This is a genomic window from Aminobacter sp. P4_D5 (assembly GCF_056401815.1).
Window position 1 is genome coordinate 1 of sequence record NZ_JBFUIP010000845.1, and the last position, 654, is coordinate 654.

The following is a 654-nucleotide window of genomic DNA, read 5'->3' on the forward strand; positions in this document are numbered from 1 at the left end:
GCCTCGACCGGCCCATTGCCGGCGAAGGTGAACTGGCGCTTGTGGAAGGTAACGTTGAGATCGAAGAAGGCGTCCTGCCGGCCTTCCTGCGCGGCCGTCTCCATCTCCGTCACGAAGGTCTGCAGCTCCAGCGCCTGCGCCGCGGTGATGGTGGTCGCGAGCCGCCCGGCGACGTAGCCGATCAGCACCGCCGTGAGGTCGTAGATCGCCAGTGCCTCGTCGATCTGCAGCTCCCGCACGAAGGCGCCGCGGTTCAGGATGACGGTGACGAGGCCCATGCGCTCCAGCGCGCGGGCGGCCTCGCGCACGGGGCCGCGGCTCACGCCGAGGCGGCGCGCCAGAGCCAGCTCGTTGATGTGCTGGCCGGGGCCGAGCTCGCCTCGGGCGATCATCGCCTCCAGCTCCGATTCGACCGAGGTCGCAAGGGCGAACCCGTCGCTCTCCGGCTTCTTTGCCAACAATCTGCGCTGCATAACGTCCGTCTGATCCCTCGCGAACTTCTATATTCGAGATGTTGCCTTGCTGTCACCGAATAAAGTGTTGGCAATCTCGCAGTGGCCTGCCACTCTCGGTGCAACGGAGGAAAAATCATGATCGCACGCGCCCGGAGTCCCGCGAGGACCTCCCCATGAACATCCTGTCCCAGATCAAGGA

1 protein-coding gene is annotated in these 654 nt (G+C 65.4%); it reads right to left on the reverse strand.

What is annotated here, in order from left to right:
- Positions 1–458, reverse strand: a 458-nt coding sequence (locus tag AC1DWF_RS35345; RefSeq protein WP_476843123.1) for a GntR family transcriptional regulator, incomplete at its 3' end; no start/stop codon positions are given.
- Between the last annotated feature and the right edge of the window lie 196 nt (positions 459–654).